The sequence below is a fragment of the Frigoribacterium sp. Leaf263 genome, from assembly GCF_001422285.1.
Classification (GTDB): domain Bacteria; phylum Actinomycetota; class Actinomycetes; order Actinomycetales; family Microbacteriaceae; genus Frigoribacterium.
Map to the genome: position 1 here is coordinate 407664 of NZ_LMMO01000003.1, position 20954 is coordinate 428617.

Annotated in this window: 17 protein-coding genes and 1 other RNA gene; 12 read left to right on the forward strand and 6 right to left on the reverse strand. The window is 70.0% G+C overall.

What is annotated here, in order from left to right; all coding sequences use genetic code 11:
• Positions 1-5: 5 nt before the first annotated feature.
• The 4 genes from ftsE to ssrA all read left to right on the forward strand — a co-directional run bounded on the left by ftsE (position 6) and on the right by ssrA (position 2747).
• Positions 6-749 (forward strand): cell division ATP-binding protein FtsE, encoded by a 744-nt coding sequence (gene ftsE, locus ASF17_RS05930; protein ID WP_055798319.1) that lies wholly within the window; start codon positions 6-8, stop codon positions 747-749.
• Positions 746-1660 (forward strand): permease-like cell division protein FtsX, encoded by a 915-nt coding sequence (ftsX, locus tag ASF17_RS05935; protein ID WP_055796523.1) that lies wholly within the window; start codon positions 746-748, stop codon positions 1658-1660. The genes ftsE and ftsX overlap by 4 nt, the downstream gene beginning before the upstream one ends.
• 86 nt (positions 1661-1746) lie before the next feature.
• Positions 1747-2223 carry an SsrA-binding protein SmpB gene (smpB, locus tag ASF17_RS05940; RefSeq protein WP_055796527.1) on the forward strand — a complete coding sequence of 159 codons (477 nt, stop codon included), beginning with the start codon at positions 1747-1749 and terminating at the stop codon, positions 2221-2223.
• Positions 2224-2369: 146 nt separating this feature from the next.
• Positions 2370-2747: a transfer-messenger RNA gene (gene ssrA, locus ASF17_RS15245) on the forward strand.
• Between the two features lie 80 nt (positions 2748-2827).
• Here ssrA and ASF17_RS05945 read toward each other — a convergent pair.
• Positions 2828-4618 (reverse strand): polysaccharide biosynthesis protein, encoded by a 1791-nt coding sequence (locus ASF17_RS05945; RefSeq protein ID WP_055796530.1) that lies wholly within the window; start codon positions 4616-4618, stop codon positions 2828-2830.
• 345 nt (positions 4619-4963) lie between these two features.
• On the opposite strand from ASF17_RS05945, the gene fdhA reads away from it, so the two are divergent.
• Positions 4964-6181 carry a formaldehyde dehydrogenase, glutathione-independent gene (gene fdhA / locus ASF17_RS05950; RefSeq protein ID WP_055796534.1) on the forward strand — a complete coding sequence of 406 codons (1218 nt, stop codon included), beginning with the start codon at positions 4964-4966 and terminating at the stop codon, positions 6179-6181.
• A gap of 70 nt (positions 6182-6251) precedes the next feature.
• A complete protein-coding gene (locus ASF17_RS05955; protein ID WP_055796537.1) occupies positions 6252-7724 on the forward strand; it encodes an MFS transporter in 1473 nt (490 codons plus the stop codon).
• On the opposite strand, the gene ASF17_RS15505 is transcribed toward ASF17_RS05955, so the two are convergent.
• The 4 genes from ASF17_RS15505 to aroA all read right to left on the reverse strand — a co-directional run bounded on the left by ASF17_RS15505 (position 7709) and on the right by aroA (position 11406).
• Positions 7709-7846, reverse strand: coding sequence for a hypothetical protein (locus ASF17_RS15505; protein ID WP_156357319.1), 138 nt, complete (start codon positions 7844-7846; stop codon positions 7709-7711). The two genes, ASF17_RS05955 and ASF17_RS15505, sit on opposite strands and share 16 nt — an antisense overlap.
• A gap of 132 nt (positions 7847-7978) precedes the next feature.
• Positions 7979-8794, reverse strand: coding sequence for an inositol monophosphatase family protein (locus tag ASF17_RS05960; RefSeq protein WP_055796541.1), 816 nt, complete (start codon positions 8792-8794; stop codon positions 7979-7981).
• 63 nt (positions 8795-8857) lie between these two features.
• On the reverse strand, positions 8858-9982 hold the full coding sequence (gene rsgA / locus ASF17_RS05965) for a ribosome small subunit-dependent GTPase A (RefSeq protein WP_055796545.1): 1125 nt from the start codon (positions 9980-9982) through the stop codon (positions 8858-8860).
• Between the two features lie 8 nt (positions 9983-9990).
• Positions 9991-11406: a 3-phosphoshikimate 1-carboxyvinyltransferase gene (gene aroA / locus ASF17_RS05970; protein ID WP_055796549.1), complete on the reverse strand. Its 1416-nt coding sequence runs from the start codon at positions 11404-11406 to the stop codon at positions 9991-9993.
• A 96-nt stretch (positions 11407-11502) separates the two neighbouring features.
• Between aroA and ASF17_RS05975 the strand changes: the two genes are divergently transcribed.
• From ASF17_RS05975 to ASF17_RS05985, 3 genes are all read left to right on the forward strand, one after another.
• A complete protein-coding gene (locus ASF17_RS05975) occupies positions 11503-12201 on the forward strand; it encodes a sigma-70 family RNA polymerase sigma factor (RefSeq protein WP_055796553.1) in 699 nt (232 codons plus the stop codon).
• The gene (locus tag ASF17_RS05980) at positions 12198-12443 is read left to right on the forward strand and encodes a zf-HC2 domain-containing protein (protein ID WP_055796555.1); all 246 of its coding nucleotides are present in this window, start codon (positions 12198-12200) and stop codon (positions 12441-12443) included. The genes ASF17_RS05975 and ASF17_RS05980 overlap by 4 nt, the downstream gene beginning before the upstream one ends.
• An 89-nt stretch (positions 12444-12532) precedes the next feature.
• Complete coding sequence (locus tag ASF17_RS05985; RefSeq protein WP_055796558.1) at positions 12533-12973, forward strand: GNAT family N-acetyltransferase; 441 nt, start codon at positions 12533-12535, stop codon at positions 12971-12973.
• Between the two features lie 96 nt (positions 12974-13069).
• Here the strand turns inward: ASF17_RS05985 and ASF17_RS05990 are convergent, their stop codons facing one another.
• Positions 13070-16831, reverse strand: a complete 3762-nt coding sequence (locus ASF17_RS05990) for a multifunctional oxoglutarate decarboxylase/oxoglutarate dehydrogenase thiamine pyrophosphate-binding subunit/dihydrolipoyllysine-residue succinyltransferase subunit (RefSeq protein WP_082475104.1) — start codon at positions 16829-16831, stop codon at positions 13070-13072.
• 123 nt (positions 16832-16954) lie between these two features.
• Between ASF17_RS05990 and ASF17_RS05995 the strand changes: the two genes are divergently transcribed.
• From ASF17_RS05995 to ASF17_RS06005, 3 genes are all read left to right on the forward strand, one after another.
• On the forward strand, positions 16955-18391 hold the full coding sequence (locus tag ASF17_RS05995) for a GuaB1 family IMP dehydrogenase-related protein (RefSeq protein WP_055796567.1): 1437 nt from the start codon (positions 16955-16957) through the stop codon (positions 18389-18391).
• A 124-nt stretch (positions 18392-18515) separates the two neighbouring features.
• Complete coding sequence (locus tag ASF17_RS06000; RefSeq protein ID WP_082475105.1) at positions 18516-19907, forward strand: hemolysin family protein; 1392 nt, start codon at positions 18516-18518, stop codon at positions 19905-19907.
• The gene (locus ASF17_RS06005) at positions 19904-20947 is read left to right on the forward strand and encodes a hemolysin family protein (RefSeq protein ID WP_055796569.1); all 1044 of its coding nucleotides are present in this window, start codon (positions 19904-19906) and stop codon (positions 20945-20947) included. Before ASF17_RS06000 ends, ASF17_RS06005 begins: the two co-directional genes overlap by 4 nt.
• Positions 20948-20954: the final 7 nt, after the last annotated feature.

The window sequence follows — 20954 nt, forward strand, 5'->3', positions numbered from 1 at the left end:
CCGTCATGATTCGGTTTGATGAAGTCACCAAGGTCTACGTCGGCAATCCCCGCCCGGCACTCAACGCGGTCACCCTCGAGATCCTCAAGGGCGAGTTCGTGTTCCTCGTCGGCGCGAGCGGCTCCGGCAAGTCGAGCTTCCTGCGCCTCGTACTCAAAGAGGAGAAGCCCTCGGCCGGCCAGATCCACGTGCTCGGTCAGCGCCTCGCGACGCTGTCGAGCCGCAAGGTCCCCTACTTCCGCCGCAACATCGGCGTGGTCTTCCAGGACTTCCGTCTCCTCCCGCAGAAGAACGTCTTCGACAACGTCGCCTTCAGCCTCCAGGTGATCGGCAAGAGCAAGGGATTCATCCAGGAGGCCGTGCCCGACGTGCTCAAGATGGTCGGTCTCGTGGGCAAGCAGCAGCGTCTGCCGCACGAGCTCTCGGGCGGTGAGCAGCAGCGCGTCGCGATCGCGCGGGCCATCGTGAACAAGCCGGCCGTGCTGCTGGCCGACGAGCCGACCGGAAACCTCGACCCCTCGACGAGCGCCGGCATCATGACCCTGCTCGAGCGGATCAACTCGGGCGGCACCACCGTCATCATGGCCACCCACGACGCCGGCATCGTCGATCAGATGCAGCGCCGGGTCATCGAGCTCAGCGCGGGCAACATCCTCCGCGACGAACGCAGCGGCGGCTACCAGACCCAGGCGGTGCCCATCCAGGCCATCGGGGTCGAGGACCTCAGCCTGAGAGGGGCGGACGAATGAGACTCGGACTCGTCCTCAGCGAGGTCGGCAGCGGCCTCCGGCGCAACGCCTCGATGGTCGTCTCGGTCATCCTGGTCACGTTCATCTCGCTGACCTTCGTCGGCACCGCCGCTCTGCTCCAGATGCAGATCAACCAGATGAAGGGCTACTGGTACGACAAGGCCCAGGTGGCCGTCTATCTCTGCACCGACACCGACACCACCGGCAACTGCACGGGTGCCAAGGCCACACAGGACCAGATCGACGCCGTGCAGGCGCAGCTCGACTCCGAGGTGCTCGCGCCGTTCGTCGACCGCTCGTACTTCGAGACGCAGCAGCAGGCGTACGACCGCTTCACGACGCAGTTCGCGGACAGCGCGGCCACCGAGTTCGTGCAGCCCTCGTACCTGAACGAGACCTTCTGGGTCAACCTGAAGGACCCGACGCAGGCCGACGTGCTCGCCGAGAGCCTGTCGAGCCTGGCCGGCGTCCAGGAGGTCGTCGACCAACGGGCCTACCTCGACCCGATCTTCTCGGTGCTGAACGCCGCCAGCTACACGGCCATCGGCATCGCCTCGCTCATGCTCATCGCCGCCGTGCTCCTGATCGCGACGACCATCCGGCTGAGCGCGTTCAGTCGACGACGCGAGCTCGGCATCATGCGGCTGGTCGGGGCCTCGAACACGTTCATCCAGACGCCGTTCATCCTCGAGGGCGTGATCGCCGCGCTCATCGGGTCGCTGCTGGCGGGCGGTGCGATCGTCGCGATCGTCAACTTCTTCGTCAAGGGGTACCTGGTGGTCACCTTCGAGGGAACCCCCTTCGTCGGGCTCCGAGACGCCGCCCTGGTGGTGCCCTTCGTCATCCTGGTGGGCATCGTGCTCGCGGCTCTGTCGGCGAACATCGCGATCCGCCGCTACCTCAAGGTCTGACGACCGAACCGCACGACCGCCCGGCTGTATACTGACAGGCTGCCTATCGCGGCAGACCCATCACTCGAACGACCAGGAGGCACCCCGTGGCGAAAGAACGCGGCGAGAAGGTCGTGGCCACCAATCGTCGGGCGCGCCACGACTACACGATCGAGAGCACGTACGAGGCCGGCATGGTGCTGAGCGGGACCGAGGTCAAGGCCCTGCGTCAGGGCCGGGCGTCGCTCGTCGACGGGTACGCCTTCGTCGAGAACGGCGAGGCCTGGCTCGACGCCGTGCACATCCCCGAGTACACGGAGGGCACGTGGAACAACCATGCGCCGCGTCGCAAGCGGAAGCTGCTCCTGCACAAGCAGGAGATCGTCAAGATCGGCCAGAAGACGAAAGAGGGCGGCTTCACGATCGTGCCGCTCAAGATGTACTTCAGCGACGGCCGTGCCAAGGTCGAGATCGCGGTGGCCAAGGGCAAGCGCGAGTACGACAAGCGTCAGACGCTCCGCGAGCGGACGGCGACCCGCGAGGCGCAGTCCGCGATGTCGGCGCGCAAGCACCTCGGCGAGTAGCGGCGGTCTCCGTCTCCTGTCGCCGCGCCTCCCGGGCCTGCGGTCGCTGGACGAGGAGGCGCGGAGGGCTTACACTGGAGGGCCGCGGTACACCGCGGTCGGCACCACCGGCGACAACTCCACAGAGTGTGACAGCGGCCCCTCAGGGGGATGATCGGTTTCGACATCGCCTGCGTGCGAACGAGAAGCGGGCCGAGGATCCAGGGTTATCTCGTAAACGATCTCTGGAAAACAATAAGTGCCAATAACAAGCGCACTGACTTCGCTCTCGCTGCGTAAGCAGTAGAGCCACATGAAGTCCGTCAGTCTGGTGACCGCCTTCTAACCAGAGCCTGACGTCATCTAGAGGGCTCGCTGCGTGACTACGCCTGAGGGTCACGCGGGACTCGAACTCGGGCTGGGCCCGTCGACCGAGAAGCCAGTAGCGAAGGTCGGGGCCGAGCAGAACGTCTCATCTGGCTACGCCCGTAGAATGCGTGCAATCTCAGCGATGGACGGGGGTTCAATTCCCCCCATCTCCACCATCGGTCGCTGTCACACTCCGTCTCATGATGAACGCCTTCGCCGAACTCGGCGGGGGCGTTCGTCGTGTGCGGCGACGCCGTCAGGATCGACGAGCTCCCGCGGGGGCCTCGAACGCGAGGTCGAAGAGCGACCCCGCACCTCCCGGGTGCTCCGCGGGGAGCAGCGACGGGTGGAGGGGCGGCACCGAGGCGTGCGAGATCTTGGGGTGCACCGGACGATCGTCGGTCTCGCCGTCGCCGACCAGCTCCTCGTGCAGCTTCTCGCCGTCGCGGAGACCCGTGAACACGATGTCGACGTCCCGACCGGACATGGCGATCATCCGTTCGGCGATGTCGAGGATCCGGACGGGCTCGCCCATGTCGAGGATGAGGACCTCGGCGGGCGACCCGATGCCGCCGGCCTGGACGACCAGGTTGCACGCCTCGGGGATCGTCATGAAGAAACGCGTCACGTCGGGGTGGGTGATGGTGAGCGGACCGCCGGCCTCGATGAGGGACGAGAACACCGGGAGCATCGAACCGCGGCTGCCGAGGACGTTCCCGAACCGGACCGACAGGTACCTCGCCCCCGTCTCGTCGGCCGCTGAGGCGGTCAGTCGCTCGGCCAGCCGCTTCGAGTGGCCGAGCACGCTCGTGGGGTTGGCCGCCTTTTCCGTGGAGATGTTCACGAATGTCGTCACTCCGACGGCCCGGCTGGCGTCGAGCACGTTCCGAGTGCCGAGCACGTTGGTCTTCCAGGCCTCGTCGGGGTACTGCTCGAGCATCGGGAGGTGCTTGAGCGCCGCGGCGTGGAAGACGACGTCGGGACGTCGTTCGGCGAAGATGCGGTGCAGGGCCGCCGCATCGCGGATGTCGGCGAGGACGACCTCGCGCGAGTCGAGCAGCCCGTTGCCGGAGACCGTCAGCTGGGCCTGCTGGAGGCCGGTCTCGTCGCGGTCGAGCATGATGAGGTCGGCCGGACCGTACTTGGCGATCTGTCGGCAGAGCTCGCTGCCGATCGAGCCGCCGGCACCGGTCACGAGCACCCGTGAGCCCGCGAGGTAGCCGGCGATGGACTCGACGTCGGTGTCGACCGGGTGACGGCCGATGATGTCCTCGATCGCGATGTCGCGGACGTCTCGGAGTCGGGACCGGCCGTCGAGGACCTCGTCGAGGAGGGGGAGCACCATGACCCGCAGGCCGGCGGTGGCGGCGAGGTCCGTGATCTCCTGCAGGAGGGCGGCGTCGGCTCGGCCGACCCCGATGACCAGCACCTCGGCTCCCGAGGCGGTCGCGGCCCCGACGAGGTCGTCGCGGCTCCCGAGCACACGCACCCCTTCGATGCGGAGGCCTCCGCGGGTCGGGTCGTCGTCGAGGAGCCCGACCGGCAGGTACGGCGAGTCGGGATCGGTCAGCATGCGCCGGACGAGGTGGTTGGCCAGACGACCGGCACCGAAGATCAGGGTGCGCTGGGCGTCGTCGCGAGGCCGGTTCCGGTGTTCGACGATGATCCGGGCGATGTAGCGCAGCGTGCCCATCGCGACGAATGCGACGGGCGTGGCGATGAACGTGGTGCTGCGCGCCAGACTCACCTCGGTGCCGACGAGCAGCACGGGCAGCCCCAGGACGAGTCCGCTGAGGGCCGCCGACGCGGCGACCGCGCGGACCTCGAGGAGGCTCCCCGGCACGAATCGGCGACGGTAGACGCCGGTGGCGAAGCCCACGGCGCAGTGGATCACGATCACGACGGCGGCCGTCGCCGCGACGGACCTCCAGGCGATCTCGTGGATGGCGAAGTCGTGTCGCACCACGACGGCGAACACGAGCGCGACCACCCACGCGCCGGCGTCGGCGCCGACCTGGAGCAGGGTCCGACGAGCCGGCGATCTCATGAACCACGCGGCAGGCGACAGCGGTGAAGCGGGTTCGCACGGGACGTCGACACGTGATCGCACGGCGGGGTTCCTGTCTCTATCGGGGTCGGGCGCCGTGTGCGACGCCTGAGCGCCGATCGGCGACCGTGCTCCGAGGCACCCTGGTCGATCGTCCGTTCAGCGCTGTCGATCATTGTCTCACATATCGTATATCGCATGGAAGATCATTCAGGGGATGATCGCGACCGGGTGGGGGGTGATCTTGCTGATGGCCGGCTGCGAAACCCGGCCCGCGCCACCCGCGGGTCCTAGCGTGTGAGCACGGGCACGATTCCGTGCCCCGAGTGGTCAAGGAGGATCACCATGGCAACGAACCACGCCGTCGCGTACAAGGGCCCCGGAGTCGTCGAGGTCATCGACGTCGACTATCCGACGTTCGAGCTGAAGGACGGGCCGGGCGTCAACCCGGCGAACATCGGGCGGAAGGTCAACCACGGGGCGATCCTCCGCACGGTGGCCACCAACATCTGCGGCTCGGACCAGCACATGGTCCGCGGTCGCACGACCGCCCCGACCGACCTCGTGCTCGGGCACGAGATCACCGGCGAGGTCGTCGAGGTCGGCCCCGACGTCGAGTTCATCAAGGTCGGCGACATCGTCTCGGTGCCGTTCAACATCGCCTGCGGCCGCTGTCGCAACTGCAAGGAGCGCAAGACCGGCATCTGCCTCAACGTGAACCCCGACCGTCCCGGCAGCGCCTACGGCTACGTCGACATGGGCGGCTGGGTCGGCGGTCAGGCCGAGTACGTCCTCGTCCCCTACGCCGACTGGAACCTGCTGAAGTTCCCCGACCGCGACCAGGCCCTCGAGAAGGTCCTGGACCTCGCGATGCTGTCCGACATCTTCCCGACCGGGTTCCACGGGGCCGTCACCGCCGGGGTCGAGGTCGGCTCGACCGTCTACGTGGCCGGGGCCGGGCCCGTGGGCCTCGCCGCGGCGACCAGCGCACTGCTGCTCGGCGCCAGCGTCGTCATCGTCGGCGACATGAACGCGGATCGTCTGGCGCAGGCCCGCAGCTTCGGCTGCGAGACGGTGGACCTCACCAAGGGGGACCCGGGCGAGCAGATCGACCAGATCCTCGGCGAGCCCCTCGTCGACTGCGCCGTCGACGCGGTCGGCTTCGAGGCGAAGGGCCACGGCGGCGGATCGGGGGAGGAGGCTCCCGCCACGGTGCTGAACTCCCTGATGGACATCACGGCGGCCGGCGGGGCCATGGGCATCCCCGGGCTCTACGTCACCGGTGACCCGGGAGGGGTCGACGCGGCCGCGCAGAAGGGCTCGCTGTCGCTCAGCCTCGGCACCGGATGGGCGAAGTCGCTGTCGTTCACCACGGGGCAGTGCCCCGTCATGAAGTACAACCGCGGTCTGATGATGGCGATCCTCCACGACCGCGTGCACATCGCGAAGAACGTGCACGCCGAGGCGATCGGCCTCGCCGACGCGCCGAAGGGCTACGAGCTGTTCGACAAGGGAGCGGCCACGAAGTACGTGCTGAACCCCAACGGCTACATCGCGGCCTGACGAGGAGGCGCGGGTCGGCCCGAGAGGGTCGGCCCGCGGCCCCGGGGCGGGTGTATGACGGAACCACCCCATGACGAAGCCGAGCGAAGCCCCGAGCCCCGAGCGTCAGAAGTGGCAGGCGTTCGCCGTGTGCGTCGCGGTGGCCGCTCTGACCATCCTCGACCTGTCGAAGGTCAACGTCGGGCTGCCGAGCATCGAGGCGTCCCTCGGGGCGGGACCCACCGCGCTGCAGCTCATCGTCGCCGGGTACGCGCTCGCCTTCGGGCTCTCGCTCGTGCCCTCCGGCCGTCTCGGCGACCTGAAGTCGCGTCGGCTCATGTTCGTGATCGGCCTCTCGTGCTTCACGGTGGCGAGCCTCCTCTGCGCTCTGGCACCCACGATCGAGCTGCTCGTCGTCGCCCGCATCCTCCAGGGCGTGGCCGCGGGGATCCAGATGCCGCAGGTGCTGGGGCTCATCCAGCAGCTCTTCCAAGGCCGTGAACGAGCCCGCGCGTTCGGCTTCTTCGGCGCCATCATCGGGGTCAGCACGGCGTTCGGCCCGACGCTCGGCGGTCTCCTCATCGCCCTCGGCGGCCCGGAGGACGGCTGGCGCCTCCTCTTCTGGATGAACATCCCGCTCGGTCTCGCGGCGATCGTCTTCGCGGTCAAGCTGCTGCCGAGGGCCTCCACCGCGCCGAGCGGTCACAACGAGCTCGATCTGTTCGGCATCGTGCTGCTCGGGCTGACCATCCTGACGCTCATGCTGCCGTTCGTCCTGACGACCGGTCAGGGCGACGACCCCCTCCGCTGGCTCTTCCTCGTCGGCTTCGTCGTGTTCGGTGCGGCCTTCATCCGCTGGGAGCAGCGCTACAAGGCGCGGGGCAGGTCACCCGTCGTGCACTTCAGCCTCTTCGCTCTGGCCTCGTACCGCAACGGGACGCTCATCGCGACGGTCTACTTCTGCGCGCTGCCCGCCACGTTCCTGCTGACGACCCTCTACCTGCAGCAGGGACTCGGGCTGGCTCCGGTCTACGCGGGCATGGTCACCATCCCCTTCGCCCTGACGAGCGCGGTCGCGGCCTTCTTCGGCGGTCGGCTCGTCGAGCGGTACGGCCGGAGCCTCGTCGTCCTGGGCCTCGTGCTCGTCGCGGTCGGCTTCGTCGCCCTGCTGCTCGCGGCCGTGCTGACGCCCGCCGAGATCACGCCCTACGCGATGGGCGTCGGCATGCTGCTGGCGGGCGCCGGCGGCGGCTTCGTCATCTCGCCCAATCAGACCCTGACGCTGGCGGAGGTCCCCGTCGAGATGGGCGGGGTGGCGGGTTCGATGGGTCAGGTCGGTCAGCGGGCCGGGACGGCGATCGGCACGGCGGCGGCCGTGTCGACGTTCTACTCGGTCATCGCCGGAGCCGGGGGAGCCGCGGGCGCCGACCTCGCCGCCTATCACGAGGCCTACCGGAACGGCTTCCTCGTCGTGCTGGGGCTCGTGACGGTCGCCCTCGTGCTCGCGCTGCTCGACCTCCGTGCCCGCAGGACGGGCCGGGTGGCGAGCTACTCGACCGACTGAGCGGCGACGACGTAGCTCGTGAGGTCGACCTGGAGCGTCCGCGGCAGCGAGATCGCGGCGGGATCGATGACGGTCCAGGAGGCGCGGGTCGAGTCGGAGACGATGGCGGCGGTGGCGATCATGGCGATGTCCTTCGGCTGGTGGTCGCCGGCGGGTGGCGCCGGGCGTGACCTCAGTCAAGCGCCGCGCCGGGCGCCGGGCATCAGCCGGAGGAGGAGTCTCCTCCGTCTCGGGGATGAACCCGCCGACGGCGTCTAGGCGTCCGAGTCGCCGGGCCGTTCGGCCACGATCGCGAGCACCTCGTCGTGCAGCAGGCCGTTCGTGACGATCGCCGTGCCGTGCCAGGGGCCCTCCCGTCCGTCGGCGCTCGTGAACCGCCCGCCGGCCTCCTCGACGATGGGCACGAGCGCGGCCATGTCGTAGGGCTGCAGGTCGAACTCGCCGGCCATGTCGAGCGCACCCTCGGCGAGCAGCATGTACGACCAGAAGTCGCCGTAGGCGCGGGTCCGCCAGACCCGGTCGGTGAGGTCGAGCAGCTGAGGCAGTCGCCCCGCGTCGACCCAGTACTCGAGTCCGTTGAAGCTGATCGACGCGTCCGCGAGGTCGCGCACGCCCGAGACGCGCAGGGGCCCCTCGTGCTCGGTCGAGAAGGCGCCGCCGCCCTGCGTGGCCCACCAGCGGCGTGCCAGCACGGGCGCGCTGACGACGCCGACCACGGGCACGCCGTCGACCACGAGCGAGATGAGCGACGCCCAGACCGGCACCCCGCGGAGGAAGTTCGCCGTCCCGTCGATCGGGTCGACGACCCACTGCCGGTGCGACGGGGCGTCGTGCCCGTACTCCTCGCCGTAGAACGTGTCGCCCGGCCGAGCCTCGGCCACTCGGGCGCGGATGGCCCTCTCGACCGCCTGATCCGCGTCGGTCACATGACTGCGATCAGGCTTCAGCGACACGTGCAGGTCGGCCGACCGGTACCGCTCGGTGCTGATCGAGTCGGCGAGATCGGCCAGCTCGAGCGCGAGCGCCAGGTCGTCGGCCCAAGGGGAGGAGGCGGGGGTCGGGTCGGTCACGCTGCCAGCGTACTCAGCGGGCGGCCCCGACCCGCGCCTCCTCGGCTCGGATCGTGTCGGGTCTCAGCCGCGTTCGTCGTCGCGCGCGTCGTCCGCGGCGGCCGCCTGATCGCGCGCGCTCACGCCGCCCTTCGACGCGAGCAGCGACTGCAGCGACGCGAGCCGCTCGCGCCCGACGTCGCCGAGCTCGCCGGCCTCGACGCGGTCGATGATCTCCCAGTCGTGCGCCTCGGCGAGCGGGATGCCCCCGACGGGCTCGCCGGCCGCGGGCAGGGCGTGCGCGGCGAACGATCGGAGGATGTTCTCGGGATCGACGTGCCCCAGGCCGAAGGAGCGGACCCCGGGCGTGTCGACGATCCAGCCGCCGGTCGGCACCTTGAACGAGACGGTCGACGACGACGTGTGCCGCCCCCGTCCGGTCACGGCGTTGACGACGCCGACCTCGCGCTGCGACCCCGTGAGGGCGTTCACGAGCGTCGACTTGCCGACTCCCGAGTGCCCCACCGTGACGGTGACGTGGCCGTCGAGGATCCCTCGGAGCTCGTCGAGCACCGCGGAGGGCTCGCCGTCCGGCCCCGGGTCGAAGGCCGAGGAGGTGCTCGTCACGATCCGCAGATCGAGGCACGAGAAGTGCGCGGCGAACGGCGCCGGGTCGGCCAGGTCGGTCTTCGTGATGCAGAGGATCGGCTCGACCCCCGCGTCGAAGGCGGCCACCAGGTAGCGGTCGACGAGGCGGGGCCGGGGCTCGGGGTCGGCCGCCGCGACGACGATCAGCATCTGATCGGCGTTCGCCACGATGACGCGCTCGACGGCGTCGCTGTCGTCGGCGCTCCGGCGCAGGAGAGTCGTGCGCTCGCGCACCCGGACGATGCGCGCGAGCGAGCCCTCGGAGCCTGAGGTGTCGCCCACGATGTCGACCCGGTCCCCGGTCACGACGGACTTCTTCCCGAGCTCGCGCGCGCGGGCGGTCGTGATCTCGCGCTCGTCGGGCGTGCCGGCGTCCATCAGCACGCCGTAGCGACCGCGGTCGACCGTCCAGACGACGCCCTCCTCCGCGTTCGCGTAGGCGGGGCGCTGCTTCGTGCGGGGCTTGTTGCCCTTCGGATTCGGGCGCACGCGCACCGAGCTCTCGTCGTATTCGGCGTAGTCGCCCTCGTCGGCGTCGTCGCCGTCCGCCCACCAGCTCATTCCGGGGCCTACAGGAAGCCGAGCAGGTCGATGTCGGCGGGGCGCGCCGTCGCGCGTCGGCCGAGCAGGTCGTCCCACAGGTCGACGAACTGGGGCAGAGTCTTCGACGTGACGCCGACGTCGTCGATCTCGACCCCGTCGACGGCGAGGCCGATGATGGCACCCGCCGTGGCCATGCGGTGGTCCTCGTAGCTGCGCCACTGCCCGGCGTGGAGCGGCGACGGTTCGATGTGCAGGCCGTCGTCGAGCTCGTCGACCGAGCCGCCGAGCGCCGTGATCTCGGCGGCGAGGGCCGCGAGACGATCGGTCTCGTGCCCGCGGAGGTGGCCGATGCCCGTGATCGTGCTCGGGCCCGAGGCCAGCGCGGCGAGAGCCACGAGGGCCGGAGCCAGCTCGCCGCCGCGCGACAGGTCGACGTCGACGCCCGGCAGCGAGCCGCCGCCGACCAGGCCGGGGCCGCCGTCGACCGTGAGCGTGTCGCCCTCGAGCGAGACCGCGGCTCCCCAGAGCGGCAGCAGCTCGATCAGGTCGGCCCCGACCTGCGTCGTCTCGACGGGCCAGTGGCGGATGGAGACCGTGCCGCCCGCGACGAGGGCGGCCACGAGGAACGGCGCGGCGTTCGACAGGTCGGGCTCGATCGTGACGTCCCGGCCGGCGATGGCCCCGGGGGAGACGACCCACACGCCGGGCTCGGGTGACTCGACCTCGACGCCGCGTCGGGCGAGGACCTCGATGGTCATCTCGATGTGGGGCAGGCTCGGCAGCCGCTCGCCCGTGTGACGCAGCGTCAGCCCGCGCGTGAAGCGGGGTGCGGACAGCAGCAGGCCGGAGACGAACTGGCTCGACGCGGAGGCGTCGATCTCGATCTCGCCCCCCTCGACCTCACCGGTGCCGTAGAGGCTGAATGGCAGCGAGCCCCGCCCGTCGTCGGACACGTCGACCCCGAGTGCTCGGAGGGACTGCACGGTCGTGGTCATCGGCCGCCGGCGGGCGCTGGCGTCGCCGTCGAAGGCCACGGGCCCGAGGGCCAGCGCGGCCAGCGGGGGGAGGAACCGCATGACCGTGCCGGCGAGACCGCAGTCGATGCTGGTCCCGCCCGCGAGATCGGAGGGCGTGACGAGGAGGTCGGGCCCGAAGGGCTCGTCGTTCGGGATCTCGTCGATGCGGACGCCCAGGCTCCGGAGGGCCTGGACCATCAGGTCGGTGTCCCGTGAGTGGAGCGGGAGTCGCAGCGTCGACGGCTCGGACGCCAGTGCCGACAGCACGAGCTCGCGGTTCGTCAGCGACTTCGAACCGGGCAGCGAGAGGGAGGCGCGGAGAGGGCCAGCGGCGCGGGGCGCGACCCAGCGACCGTCGTCCACCTCGGGGGCGCGGCCCTCGTCGTAGGGACTGAACTCGGGGCCGGAATACCTGAAGACCTGCATCGGTTCACCACAGTAATGCAGCGAACAGCGGGAGGACCTGTGCCGACAGCACTTGCACCGAGAGCGATCACCGTGGCCGAACTAGAATCGGTCGTGATGAGCACCCTCGAGGGCGACGAGCCCACATCAGAGCCCACCGGTCCGACGACCCCGGTCGCAGAGACCGTCGTCGAGGCGGTCGAGCGGTCCTCCGAGGGCGAACCCGATCTGCGCGCCCTCTTCGAGGAACAGGCGCTGCCGTACATGGATCAGCTCTACGCGGCGGGCATGCGCATGACGCGCAACCCGGCCGACGCCTCCGACCTCGTGCAGGAGACCTTCGTCAAGGCGTTCGCCGCGTTCTCGCAGTTCACCCAGGGCACCAACCTGAAGGCCTGGCTGTACCGCATCCAGACGAACACGTTCATCAACACCTACCGCAAGAAGCAGCGGGACCCGTACCAGGGCACGATCGACGAGCTCGAGGACTGGCAGATGGGCGGCGCCGAGTCGGCGACCCGCGCCTCCGGCAGCACCCGCTCGGCCGAGGCCGAGGCGATCGACCACCTCCCCGACAGCGCCGTGAAGGACGCCCTGCAGAAGGTCCCCGAGGACTTCCGCATGGCCGTGTACTTCGCCGACGTCGAGGGGTTCTCGTACCAGGAGATCGCCGACATCATGAAGACCCCGGTGGGCACGGTCATGAGCCGCCTCCACCGCGGGCGCCGCCTCCTCCGCGAGCTGCTGGCCGACTACGCGCGCGGCCGCGGCATCGAGGTCCCCGCGGGCACGACATCGAAGGGCAGCAAGAAATGACCGACTGCGGTTGCGACAAGGCCAAGGCCGAACTCGAGGAGTACCTGCACGACGAGCTCTGCCGCGAGGACGCGGCCGACATCAGAGAGCACATGGCGACGTGCGGCGATTGCGCCGGCGAGCACGAGGTCGGGGTCGTCCTGACCGAGGCCGTCCAGCGCGCCTGCCGCGAGACGGCCCCGGAGGACCTCCGCTCGACCGTGCTGGCACGGCTCCGCGAGCTGCAGTCAGCCCACCGCTGAGACCGACCGGGGCGGCAGGAGGCGCGGGTGCCGAGCAGCGCTCCTCCGTCGTGTCGTCACCGGTCGCGAGCCTGCGCTAGCGTCGTCGCATGACCGCACCGGTGCAGACCCTCGGCAGCCCGACCACCAGCGACCTGGACGACCTGGTCTCGCTCATCCGCCTCCTCGGTCACACGCTCGACGCCGACGTTCTGTCGGCCCGGCTGGCGCGGCTCACGGTCGATGCCGGCCACCAGACCTGGGTGGTCCGCGACGTCGATGACCGCATCGTCGCCGTCGCCGGCGGACGCATCGTGTGGGCCTACAACGACGACGCCCCGACGGCGGAGCTGCTGCTGCTCGTGGTCTCCGAGGCGGGTCGGCGAGACGGACTGGGCTCGCGCCTCCTCGGTCACGTCGAGGCGTGGGCCGACACGCACGGGGCCCGGGTGGTCAACGCGGTCGGCGCGGCCGCGACGGACACGGCGAGCCGCTTCTACCGCAAGCGCGGGTACCACGAGGCGGGTGTCCGCTACTCGAAGCTCATCTGAGGCGACTGCGCCTCGATCCCGAGGCGTCGCTCGACGACGGAACGGCCGGCTCCCCGAGGGGACCGGCCGTTCCGTCGTCACACGGGAGGATCCGGGTCAGAGGGTGAGCGCCCTGCTGATCAGCTCGGTCTGCTGAGCTGCGCTGGCCTTCGTGGATCCGGCGGCCGGCGACGCCGAGGCCGGTCGCGAGGCCACCCGCACGGGTCGATCGAGGTGCTTCTGCAGCTCGAGCACGACGAACGGCCAGGCGCCCTGGTTCTCGGGCTCCTCCTGAGCCCAGTAGAGCTCGGCCTCGGGGTAGCGCGACAGCACGTCGCGGATCCTCTCCAGGGGCAGCGGGTACAGCTGCTCGAGTCGCACGAGCGCGATGTCGTTCTGGACGCCGCGCTTGTCGAGCTCGGCGGCGAGGTCGTAGTGGATCTTGCCGCTGTGCAGCACGACGCGCTTCGTGGTCGACGGGTCGGCCACGCGGGTGCAGTCGAGCACGGGCTCGAAGCGGCCCGACGTGAAGTCGTGGACGCCGCTCGTCGCGCCGCGCAGTCGCAGCATGGCCTTGGGTGTGAAGACGACCAGCGGGCGGCGCGGACGGGCGTACGCCTGGCGACGCAGCAGGTGGAAGTACGACGCCGGCGTCGACGGCCGCGCGATGGTCATGTTGTCCTCGGCGCAGAGCTGCAGGAACCGCTCCATCCGGGCGGAGGAGTGGTCGGGCCCCTGACCCTCGTAGCCGTGCGGCAGCAGGAGGACGACGCTCGAGCGCTGACCCCACTTCTGCTCGGCGCTCGAGATGAACTCGTCGATGACCGTCTGGGCGCCGTTCGAGAAGTCGCCGAACTGGGCCTCCCACATGACGAGGGCGTCGGCCCGTTCGACGGAGTAGCCGTACTCGAAGGCCATCGCCGCGTACTCGCTGAGCAGCGAGTCGTAGATCCAGAGCTTGGCCTGGTCGTCCGAGATGTACTGGAGGGGCAGCCACTCCTGGCCGTTCTCGCGGTCGTGCAGCACCGAGTGCCGCTGGACGAATGTGCCTCGTCGGCTGTCCTGCCCGGCGAGTCGGACCGGTGTCCCCTCGGTGACGACGGACCCCATGGCGAGGAGCTCGCCGAAGGCCCAGTCGATGCCGCCGTTGCGGCTCATGTCGACGCGCTTCTTCAGCAGCTGCTGGAGCTTGGGGTGCACCGCGAAGCCCTCGGGCGGGTTGTCGTGCGCGTCGCCGATGCGGTGGAGGAGCTCGAGCGAGATCGCCGTCGACTCGGGCTCGCCCGCCGAGTCGTCGCGCTGCGTGATCGGCCTCTCGAGATCGGCCACGTCGTGGTCGTCCTCCGAGACGATCGGGATGGAGCCCGTCTGCGCCGCGTGCGTCTCGGCGAAGGCGCGCTCGAGACGGTCCTGGAAGTCGCGATGCGCCCCGTCGTACTCGTCGCGTGTGATGTCGCCGCGCCCGACGAGCGCTTCGGTGTACAGCGTGCGGACGCTGCGCTTCTCCTCGATGAGGTTGTACATCAGCGGCTGGGTCATCGACGGGTCGTCGCCTTCGTTGTGTCCGCGTCGCCGGTAGCAGACGAGGTCGATGACGACGTCGCGCTTGAACTGCTGGCGGTAGGCGAACGCGAGCTCGGCGACCCGGGCCACGGCCTCGGGGTCGTCGCCGTTCACGTGGAAGACGGGGGCCTGGATGGTCTTGGCCACGTCGGTCGAGTAGACCGACGAGCGCGACTCGGACGGCGGCGTCGTGAAGCCGACCTGGTTGTTGATGACCAGGTGGATCGTGCCTCCGACCCGGTAGCCCCGGAGCTGCGACATCTGGAGGGTCTCGACGACGACTCCCTGACCGGCCATCGCGGCATCGCCGTGGATCAGGATGGGCAGGGTCGCGAAGGCGCCGGAGGGGCCGCGGTCCTGCTTCGCGCGGACGATGCCCTCGAGCACGCCGTCGCCGGCCTCGAGGTGCGAGGGGTTGGCCGCGATGTAGACCGGGATGGTCTCGCCGGTGGCGCTCGTGAACTCGCCTTCGGTGCCGAGGTGGTACTTGACGTCACCCGAGCCCTGGACGGTCTTCGGGTCCTGGGTGCCCTCGAACTCGCGGAAGATCTGCCCGTACGTCTTGCCGGCGATGTTCGTCAGCACGTTGAGGCGACCGCGGTGGGCCATGCCGATGGCGACCTCGTCGAGACCCTCGCGGGCGGCCTGCTGGAGCACGGTGTCGAGCAGCGAGATGGTCGACTCGCCGCCTTCGAGGCTGAAGCGCTTCTGGCCGACGTACTTGGTCTGGAGGAACGTCTCGAACGCCTCCGCCTCGTTGAGCTTGGCGAGGATCCGCATCTGCTCGTCGTGCGACGGCTTCACGTACGGGACCTCGATGTGGTCCTGGATCCAGCGTCGCTGGGCGGGATCCTGGATGTGCATGTACTCGATGCCGATCGTGCGGCAGTACGAGTCGCGCAGGATGCCGAGGATGTCGCGGAGCAGCAGGTTGGTGGTGCCGCCGAGCCCGCCCGTGACGAACTCGCGGTCGAGGTCCCAGAAGGTGAGTCCGTGGCTCTCGATGGCCAGATCGGGGTGCGTGCGCTGGCGGTACTCGAGCGGGTCGATGTCGGCCATCAGATGCCCGCGGACGCGGTAGCTGTTGATGAGCTCCTGCACGCGGGCGGTCTTGTTGATGCGCTCGGCGATGTTGACGTTGATGTCGGGGTTCCAGTGGATGGGCTCGTACGGGATCCGCAGCGCCGCGAAGATGTCCTCGTAGAAGCCCCGCTGACCGATGAGCAGCTCGTGGACCTTCTTGAGGAACTCGCCCGAGCCCGCGCCCTGGATCACGCGGTGGTCGTAGGTGCTGGTCAGCGTGATGGTCTTGCCGATGCCGAGCTCGACGAGGGTCTTCGAGGCCGAACCCTGGAACTCGGCCGGGTAGTCGAGGGCGCCGGCGCCGATGATGGACCCGGCGCCGCGCATGAGGCGCGGGACGCTGTGGACGGTGCCGATGCCGCCGGGGTTCGTCAGCGAGATGGTGTTGCCCTGGAAGTCGGCGCCCGTCAGCTTGTTGTCGCGGGCTCGCTTGACGACGTCCTCGTAGGCCTGGAGGAACTCGCCGAAGTGCATCTCGTCGGCCTGCTTGATGCCGGGGACCAGGAGCGCCCTCGTGCCGTCGGGCTTGGGGATGTCGATGGCGAGACCGACGTTGATGTGCGGGGGAGTGACGACCGACGGCTTGCCGTCGACCTCGTCGTAGAAGACGTTCTGGCTCGGGAACTCCTTCAGAGCCTGGACGAGGGCCCAGCCGATGAGGTGCGTGAACGAGATCTTGCCGCCCCGCGCCCGCTTGAGGTGATTGTTGATGACGATGCGGTTGTCGATCATCAGCTTGGCGGGGATCGTGCGGACGCTCGTCGCGGTCGGGACGGTGAGGCTCGCGTCCATGTTCGTGGCCAGGGACTTCGCCATGCCGCGCAGCGGGGTGACCGTGTTGACCGGCTCGGGGGTGGGCTGCTCGGCCGTCGACTCCGCCCGGGCGGGATCCTTCTTCTTCTTCGGCGCCTCGGCGGGGATCGGCTTGGCCGAGGGCTCGACCGACGTCGTCCGCGCCGCGGGCTTCTTCGCGGGGGCGGCGGACTGGGCGGGAGCGGAGGACTCGGCGGGCGCCGGGGGCTGCGCCGGTGCCGGGGATCCCGTGGAGGCCGTCGACTTCGCGGGGGCCGAGGAGTCGGCGGGCGTGTACGCCTCGAGCACGGGCCACCACGACTCGTCGACCGAGTTCCTGTCGACCACCCACTGCTCGTAGAGCTCGTCGACCAACCACTCGTTGGCCCCGAACTCGGCCGCCGCGCCGTCGTCCGTCGTTCCCGTCACGTGGCTAGTCACTGCCGATCGCCCACTCTCCGTTGATTGTTGATCAGGTGGGGCCCCGGGAGGCCCGCCGTCCTCCAGCTTAATCGCTTCGCACGACAGGCGGGTCCGGGACTCACAGGGATTAACCTTGTCGGCATGAGGTTCTACGAGACGACGCCGACCCACGACCTGACGTACTCCGACGTGTTCCTGGTGCCCAGCCGGTCATCGGTCACCAGCAGGCTCGACGTCTCTCTCGCCCCGGGCGACGGCACGGGCGCGACCATCCCCGTCGTCTCGGCCAACATGAACTCGGTCACCGGGCCCCGCCTCGCGGCGACCCTCGCTCGTCGCGGCGGTCTGGGGGTCCTCCCGCAGGACATGCCCCTCCAGCAGCTCGACGCCGCCATCCGGTGGGTCAAGAGCCAGCCGGTCGACTACGACACCCCGTACACCCTCGATGCCGGGCAGACCGTCGACGCGGCGCTCTCGACCGTCCCGGCCGTGGAGGGCCACGGCATCGTGCTGCACGACGCGGACGGCGCCTACCTCGGGTGCATCGCCGCATCCCGACTCGCGACGGCCCCCCGGGACGCCGTCCTCGGCGATCTCCTGCACGGAGCCCTGACCTCGCTCGACGCCGACGACGTCGACGGACCGCGGGCCGCCTTCGACCGCCTCGTCGCGGCCGACATCGACTTCGCACCGGTCCTCCGACACGGGCGCGTCATCGGCACCACCAGCCGGAAGAGCGCCCTCCGGTCGACGCTCTACCAGCCGGCCCTCGACGCGGGCGGACGCCTGCGCGTCGCCGCCGCCGTCGGCATCAACGGCGACGTCGCCGAGAAGGCCAGGGCGCTCGCGGCGGCGGGCGTCGACGTGCTCGTCATCGACACGGCGCACGGCGACCAGGACGGCATGGTGAAGGCCATCGCGGCGGTGTCCGCGCTGAAGCTGGGGCTCCCGATCGTCGCCGGCAACGTGGTCACCGAGCAGGCCGTGCACCACCTGGTCGGGGCCGGGGCGACCATCGTCAAGGTCGGCGTCGGACCCGGGGCCATGTGCACCACCCGCATGATGACGGCCGTCGGGCGACCGCAGTTCTCGGCGGTCCTCGAGACGGCGGCCGCGGCCAAGGCCATGGGCGCGCACGTCTGGGCCGACGGCGGCGTCCGCTACCCGCGCGACGTGGCCCTCGCGCTCGCCGCCGGGGCGTCGTCGATCATGATCGGCTCGTGGTTCGCCGGCACGATCGAGGCCCCGGGCGATCTGGCGGCCGACGAGCGCGGCCTCTACAAGGAGAGCTGGGGGATGGCCTCGACGAAGGCCGTGCAGGGGCGCTTCGAGCGGCTCGACCCGTACGAGCTGGCGCGCAAGACGCTGTTCGCCGAGGGGATCTCGTCGTCCCGGATCTACCTCGACCCGCTCCGCCCCGGCGTCGAGGACCTCCTCGACATGATCACCTCGGGCGTCCGCAGCTCGTTCACCTACGCCGGCGCCCGCTCGGTGACCGAGTTCGCCGACCGCGCCCTCGTCGGCGTCCAGTCCGCGGCGGGCTACGAGGAGGGCAAGGCCCTCCCGGTGGGCTGGTAGCCGGGCCACCGCGACGAGCGCGCGTGCCGTAAGCTCTTCCGTCTATGGACGACCCTCCGTCTCCGACGCGCACCGCGTCGACGACCACTCACCCGCACCACGCCGAGCGAGGTGACCGTTCGTCGTGAACGAATGGATCCTCCTCGCCTTCGGCATCCTCCTGACCATCGGCACCGGTCTCTTCGTGGCAAGCGAGTTCTCCCTCGTGAACCTCGACCGGTCCGAGCTCGAGTCCCGTCAGAGCAAGGGCGAGAAGGGCCTCTCGACCACCATCGGGGCCCTCCGCATCACCTCGACGCACCTCTCGAGCGCCCAGCTCGGCATCACCCTCACCACCCTCCTCACGGGCTACACGATGGAGCCCGCGATCTCGCGCCTCATCTCGCCGCCGCTCGTGTCGGCGGGGATCCCCGAGGCGGCCGTCACGATCTCGGCCCCGATCGTGTCGATCGTGGTCGCCACCCTCCTGTCGATGATCGTCGGCGAGCTCGTGCCGAAGAACTTCGCCCTCGCGCTCCCGCTGCGGACGGCGAAGCTCGTCATGCCGTTCCAGGTCGGGTTCACGACGGTCTTCAAGCCGGCGGTGGCGCTGCTCAACAACACCGCGAACGCCATCCTCCGGTCGGTGGGCGTCGAGCCGAAGGAGGAGCTCTCGGGGGCTCGGACGGCCGAGGAGCTCTCGTCGCTGGTCCGTCGATCGGCCACCGAGGGCAGTCTCGAGGCCGACACGGCGACGCTGCTCGCCCGCACCCTCGCGTTCAGCGATCACACGGCGTCCGACGTCATGACCCCGCGGCCCCGCCTCTCGTCCGTTTCGCGCACGGACAGCGCCGAGACCGTCCTCCAGCTCGCCCGCCGGACGGGCTACTCGAGGTTCCCGGTGACCGACGACGGGATCGACGACGTCGTCGGGCTCGTGCACGTCAAGCAGGCCGTCTCGGTGCCGCGCGAGCGTCGGGCCGACGTCCCCGTCTCCGCGCTGCAGACCGACGCCGTGCGGGTGCCCGAGACCATGACGCTCGACAACCTCCTGACCGAGGTCAGGGGGCGCGGCTATCAGATGGCCGTCGTCGTCGACGAGTACGGCGGAACGGCCGGCGTCGTGACGCTCGAGGACCTCATCGAGGAGCTCGTCGGCGAGGTGTCCGACGAGCACGACCGCAGTCGCGTCGACGTGGTCCGATCGCGCAACTGGCTGACCTTCCCCGGTCTGCTCCGCCCCGACGAGCTCCTCGAGCGCGCGTCGGTGAAGGTCCCGGAGGACGGCCCGTACGAGACCGTCGGCGGCTGGCTGATGAGCGAGCTCGGGCACCTGCCGTCGGCCGGCGACGTGGTCGAGACCGAGGCCGGCGCGTTCCGCGTCGAGAGGCTGGACGGGCGGCGGATCGACCGGATCCGCTTCACGCCCGCCACGGACGACGACGCGACCACCGGATCGGGTGACGCGAGCGCGTCCCCGACCCGCGCCTCCTCGGCTCCTCGCGGGACGACCGCCGAACGGAAGGCCCTCCGATGAGCGACGACTGGTGGGGCATCGTCTGGCTCGTGCTGCTGCTGATGGGCAACGCGTTCTTCGTCGCCGCCGAGTTCGCCGTCATCTCGGCCAGACGGTCGCAGATCGAGCCTCTCGCCGAGACCGGCAGCCGCGCGGCGCGGACGACGCTCTGGGCGATGGAGCACGCGACGATGATGCTCGCGACCACGCAGCTGGGCATCACCATCTGCTCGCTGCTGATCCTCAACGTGTCGGAGCCCTCGATCCACCATCTGCTCGAGGGGCCTCTCGGCCTGACCGGTCTCAGCCCCGAGCTCGTGAGCGTGATCGGCTTCGTCATCACGCTGGTGCTCGTGTCGTTCCTGCACGTCGTGTTCGGCGAGATGGTGCCGAAGAACATCTCGTTCTCGCTGCCCGACCGCGCCGCGCTGATGCTCGCACCCCCGCTCGTCGCCATCGCCCGGGTGCTGCACGTCGTGGTCCTGTCGCTGAACTGGTCGGCGAACACGGTGCTGCGGGCCTTCCGGGTCGAGCCGAAGGACGAGGCGGCGAGCGCCTTCACGGTCGACGAGGTAGCGAACATCGTCGCCCAGTCGCGCCGCGAGGGCACCCTGACCGACGCGAGCGGGACGGTCCAGGCGGCGTTCGAGTTCACCGAGAAGAAGGTGTCCGACGTCGCCGTGCCGATGCCGGGGCTCGTGACCCTTCCCGAGGACGCCACCCCGTCGGACGTCGAGCGGGCCGTGGCCCAGAACGGCTTCTCGCGCTACGTGCTCGTGGACGACGTCGGCGACCCCACGGGGTACCTGCATCTCAAGGACGTGCTCGACCTGGACGACGACGAGTTCGGCGACCCCGTGCCTCCGAAGCGGATCCGGCAGCTGATCTCGATCTACCGGGGCACCGACCTCGAGGACGCGCTGGCGACCATGCGCCGGAGCGGCGTGCACGTCGCCCGCTCGTTCGACGAGCACGGCACGACCGAGGGCGTGCTGTTCCTGGAGGACATCCTCGAGGAGCTCATCGGCGAGGTCCAGGACGCCACGCGACGGGGACGCTGAGCCTCGG